Annotated in this window: 4 protein-coding genes; 1 reads left to right on the top strand and 3 read right to left on the bottom strand. The window is 67.4% G+C overall.

Annotated features, from left to right (window positions below; translation table 11 throughout):
• Positions 1–257, top strand: a 257-nt coding sequence (locus tag MRY84_RS07540; protein WP_291505116.1) for a 2Fe-2S iron-sulfur cluster binding domain-containing protein, incomplete at its 5' end; no start/stop codon positions are given.
• 148 nt (positions 258–405) lie between these two features.
• On the opposite strand, the gene MRY84_RS07545 is transcribed toward MRY84_RS07540, so the two are convergent.
• The 3 genes from MRY84_RS07545 to MRY84_RS07555 form a co-directional block, all read right to left on the bottom strand.
• The gene (locus MRY84_RS07545; protein WP_291505117.1) at positions 406–759 is read right to left on the bottom strand and encodes an HPF/RaiA family ribosome-associated protein; all 354 of its coding nucleotides are present in this window, start codon (positions 757–759) and stop codon (positions 406–408) included.
• A gap of 110 nt (positions 760–869) precedes the next feature.
• Positions 870–2,882 (bottom strand): adenylate/guanylate cyclase domain-containing protein, encoded by a 2,013-nt coding sequence (locus MRY84_RS07550; RefSeq protein ID WP_291505118.1) that lies wholly within the window; start codon positions 2,880–2,882, stop codon positions 870–872.
• On the bottom strand, positions 2,854–4,663 hold a 1,810-nt coding region (locus MRY84_RS07555), incomplete at its 5' end, for a TonB-dependent receptor (protein ID WP_291505119.1). The genes MRY84_RS07550 and MRY84_RS07555, both read right to left, overlap by 29 nt.

Here is a 4,663-nt window from a genome sequence, read left to right on the forward strand (position 1 = left end):
AAGTGCGCATTGCCAGCACAGGCAAGGTCTACCCGATTGCACCCGACGTGTCGGTGGTGGAAGCGCTGCGCAAGGAAGGCATCGACATCCTCACCTCGTGCGAGCAGGGCGTGTGCGGCACCTGCCTCACCCGCGTGCTGGAAGGCGAGGTGGACCACCGCGACATGTACCTGACGGACGAGGAAAAGGCCGCCAACGAGCAGTTCATGCCCTGCTGCTCGCGGGCACGCAGCAAGCTGCTGGTGCTGGACTTGTAGCCGCGCGAAACAAGAGTGCCGCTGCAACGAATGCGTTGCAGCGGCACTCTTTTCAGGGAGACGCCCGTCCGGCCTCCTACAAAAAACTACAAATTTGATAGCTGCCAGCGCTTGTCCATCAAGCGCCAGAAGCCAATTTCTTCAAGAATCACTCACCCGCATCCGCCGCGCGGATGGTGTCGCGACCGTTGCGGTCCTTGGCACGGCCCAGGTCGGTGTCCAGCGCGCGTGCCAGCTTGTCCACGGCGCCGATGAAGGCATTGGCCATCTTGTCGGCGTCGTCGGTCACGGTGACCGGCTGGCGGCCCGTGACGCGCGCCTCGATGCGGCAGCGCTTGTCGTTCGCGCCGGACTTGCCGGCGTCCAGGTCGCTCAGGAACACCTCCAGCCGCGTGACGTGGTCCTGAAAGCGCGACAGCCGGCTCTTGGACTCGTCGGTGATCCACTGCGCGAGCGACTCGCCGCCCTGGATGTGGTCGTCGGTGTTGACTTGTACTTGCATGCTGGCTCCTTTGAGGTTCAGAGGTTATCGAGACGTTGGGGTGAAAAAGCCCCACGTCCCCATGATGGCACCGCCGGGCATGACCCCGGTCAACACATGTCAAAGGATGGTCACAATTTGTCGAGCGCGACCGCGGGCGACCAGACGGCCCCTGCGGGCATCGCGCGGGCCGCTGCCAGGCGGTCCTGCAGGCGCAGCGCCGCGGGGTCGCCCGGCGCCCGCGCCAGCACCCGGGCCAGATGGGCCGCAGCCCCGTCCCAGTCGCGGGCGTGAAAGGCTTCCAGCGCCGCCAGGCTGGCGTTTCGCAAGTCCGCGTCCTGGCAGGGTGTGAACACACGCACGGGTTCGGTCCTGCCCTTGACGACCACGTCGTCCAGCGCCCGCAGCGCCACCGTGGCCGGCAGCTGTGCCGCCGTGGCATCCGAGAGCAGGATGCGGGTGTCAAACGCCTTGTTGGCCCCCTCCAGGCGCGCTGCCAGGTTCACGGCGTCGCCAATGGCGGTGTACGAGAACCGCTGCTCGGACCCCACATTGCCCACCACCGCGCGCCCCGTGTGCAGGCCGATGCGCATGTGCACGGCCGGCAGCCCGCGCGCGCGCAGGTCGGCCACCAGCGGCTGCATGGCCTCCTGCATCGCCACGGCGGCCTGCAGCGCATGCTCGGCATGCTGGGCGTCGGCCAGCGGCGCCCCCCAGAACGCCATCACCGCGTCGCCAATGAACTTGTCCACCGTGCCACCGGTGGCGTGCACGATGGGGGTCATGGCGTTGAAGTAGGCGGTGAGCAGCTCCACCGTCTGCTCGGCGCTCAACTGCTCGGACAGCGTGGTGAAGTTGGCCAGGTCGGTGAACATGAGCGTGACCTCGCGCGCCTCGCCGCCCAGGCGCATCAACTCGGGCTGCGCAATGAGGCGCGAGACCACAGAGGGCGGCACGTACTGCGCAAACATCGCCCGGGTCTGGCGTGCGCGCCGCCGCACAAAGGCATAGCCCGCCAGCGCTGCCGCGCCGTAAATGGCTCCGGCAGCCGACGCAGGCAGCAAGGGTGGCCACCACAGCTGAAAACGCGCAAACAGCCACCACGACGCAGCCACGATCGCCACCACCACAAGGCCCGCCATCGCCGCTGCGCCTGCCGGATGCAGTCGGCGATTGCCCCACATCAGCAGGGGCACCAGCAGCGCCACGAGCACCAGCGTCCAGCCCTCGGGCACGCTGCGCAAGCCACCGCCGGTGAGGTAGTTGTCCACCAGCGTGGCCTGCAGCTCGACGCCGGGGAACAAGCGCTCGCCGCCCGCCGTGCCAAAGGGCGAATTGAACAGGTCGGCCTGCGACCGCGACAGCTCGGTGGCGGTGCGCGCCGAGCGCCCCACCAGCACGATCTTGTTCTTGAAGAAGCCCGGCGGCAGCAGGCCCGGCTCCAGCGCCTGGTAGTACGAGCGGGTGTCAAATGTTCCGCGCGGTCCGCGGTAGCCGATCCAGTCGAAATGTCGCAGCACCGGCGTCTTGCCTTGCGCTTCGGCCGCGCGCTGGGCCAGCCGCAGCGCGAAGCTCTCGCGCGCCACAGGGGCCCGGCGCACCACGAAGTCGTCGTCGGGCTCCACACCAGCATCGCCCGCATCGGCCCCGGCGTCGAGGAACCGCTGCAGCGGCATCACGTCCAGCCACAGCGCGGCCTGGCTGCTGTCGATCTTCTCGCGCGTGGCGGCCAGCACCACCGGGCCGGTCTCGGCGATGGCCTGCGCCAGGCTGGCGTCCTCCGGCTCGGTGGTGGGCTCGGCGAACACCACGTCGAACCCCACGGCCGCGGCGCCTCCCGCATGCAATCGCCGCAGCAGCGCGGCATGCACGCTGCGCGGGAAGGGCCAGGCCTGTTGCAGCTCCTGGAACGTGGGTTCGTCGATGGCAAGGATCACCACCGGCAGCGCCGTGCGCTGCGGCGCGGTGAGCGCAGTGAGCACATCGAAGGTCTTGAACTCCAGCGCATGCCATGTGCGGCTGAACGTGGCCGCCCCCACCAGCAGCAGCGCCAGTACGCAGGCTGCCAGCGTAGCGAGCCGCTGCTGGCGGCGCCGGGCCGCTCGCGACGCGGCGTCAGAAGCGGTAGCGCGCGTCCAGGACATACCGGGTCTTTCGGCGGTCCGACTTGGGCGCCCACAGATTCAATGCGGCCGCGCCCACCACCCAGTGCTTGTCCTGCGATTCCCAGAAGCCCATCAGGTCGACGCCCCACCCCGGCGCGATGCGCGTGAGGTTTTCCTTGTCCTCGAAACGCTCCGAGCGGTACACCGCGCGGCCGCTCACGTAGAACCGCTGCGCGCCCACCCAGGTGGCCCCCAGCACGGCCGTGTGGCGCGGAATGTAGGGGATGCGGCCGGCCGGCCCGTCCGTGCCATAGATGTGGCTCTCGCTGCCCTGGTAGAGGTACTTGGCATAGCCCGACCATTGGCGGCTGAACATGTGGTTGACGCCGGCGCCGAGAGTCTTGAGGGTGCCGGTGTCAAAGCTGGGGGTGTCTTCGAGCAGATCGGCGGTAGACAGGTTCACCAGCTGGATATTGCGCATCTCCTCCAGGAACGGCAGGCTCGGCGTGCGCAGGTCCACACCCACGGTACCGGGGTTGCGCACGCGCAAATGGTCGGCGCGCAGGCTCACGAAGGTATTGGCCCCCAGTTCAATACCCACTTGCGCCACGGTGCGCTTGTGGCGGCCACCGGCTTCGACCAGGCGGTCTTCGACGGGGATGCCGGCGGTTTCCACGCTGGTGAGAGTGGACACACTCAGTGGACGCAGCCAGTCCTGGTAAGCCATGCGCACCGTGGTACCTGCGGCGGGCTGCCACACCAAGCCCACGCGCGGGGTGACGACACGTTCCATCTCGGCGCGGCGCGCCTCCTCCTCGTTGAAATATTCCAGATTTACCAGGTAGCTCTGCGTCACGCCATCGACGCGGTGGCGTATCTGCTGCAGGCCCAGTGCCGCGTCCAGGTTGAACGCCGGGTGCAACCGCTGGGTCGTGGCAAGGGTCAGCGCGGTGTAGCGTCGGTCCACGCGGTTGTAACCGCCCACCAGCAGGTAGTCGCGGTACTCGCCGACGCCCGGAATATTCGCGCCCACTACGGCTTCGCCGCCGATCAGGTTGTTCTGGCGTTCACGCACATGCTCCAGGGCCACGCTCCAGCGACTGCCAGGGGTGGTGTCCACCGTATGGCGCAGTTGCACGTCGGTGAACTGCTTCTTGGGTTCACTGCTCACGCCCATCAAGCTCACGAAGGGGGGCAGCAGATACAGCGTGGGGTAACGCTGTAGCAGGATGTCCTCCATGCTGCGTCCCAGCTTGACCCAGGTCTGCTCCGTCGGGCCCCAACGGTAGGCCATGCCCAGAGCGCCCTGGGTGCTTGTGTTGTCCATGGAGGTCTCGAACAGGTTCTGGCTGCGCAGCCGCATGTCGAACCGGTTCACATAAGCGAACAGGTTGACGCGCTCCGTGGGCTGCATGCCTGCACCCACAGTCACCGCACGTGCATGCACATCGCCGTACCCTCCACGCACGGCAGGCGCATCATTGACCTGGAGATCGAACGGAAATTCGCCCGCCTTTGCTGACTGAGCCTTGAAGAACCACGATACCGGCACCTGGGTATTGTTCATGCCATTGAGCGTGACCGCGGGTGCCCGCATGCGGTACAGCTCCTTGTCCAGCGTCACCCCCACCGCCCCATGCGCCCCGGGTTGCTGCAACAGCGACGAGTACCGCTGGCTCGCACCAAACGCCATCGGGTCCGTGAGGAACCCTTGGAAAAGCGCCGAGTTCTTGTTGAACTCGCCCGCATACCGGTCGGCCAGGAACAGGTGGCTGCCGCCCCAGTAGGGATAGAAGCTCTGCTGCGCCAGCTCCAGCGCC

The sequence above is a fragment of the Acidovorax sp. genome, from assembly GCF_022763525.1.
GTDB lineage: Bacteria > Pseudomonadota > Gammaproteobacteria > Burkholderiales > Burkholderiaceae_C > Acidovorax.

What these genes read in the sequence shown, in the direction of transcription:
- MRY84_RS07545 (WP_291505117.1), bottom strand. Translation starts at nt 759, where the DNA reads ATGCAAGTACAAGTCAACACCGACGACCACATCCAGGGCGGCGAGTCG.
- MRY84_RS07550 (WP_291505118.1), bottom strand. Translation starts at nt 2,882, where the DNA reads ATGTCCTGGACGCGCGCTACCGCTTCTGACGCCGCGTCGCGAGCGGCC.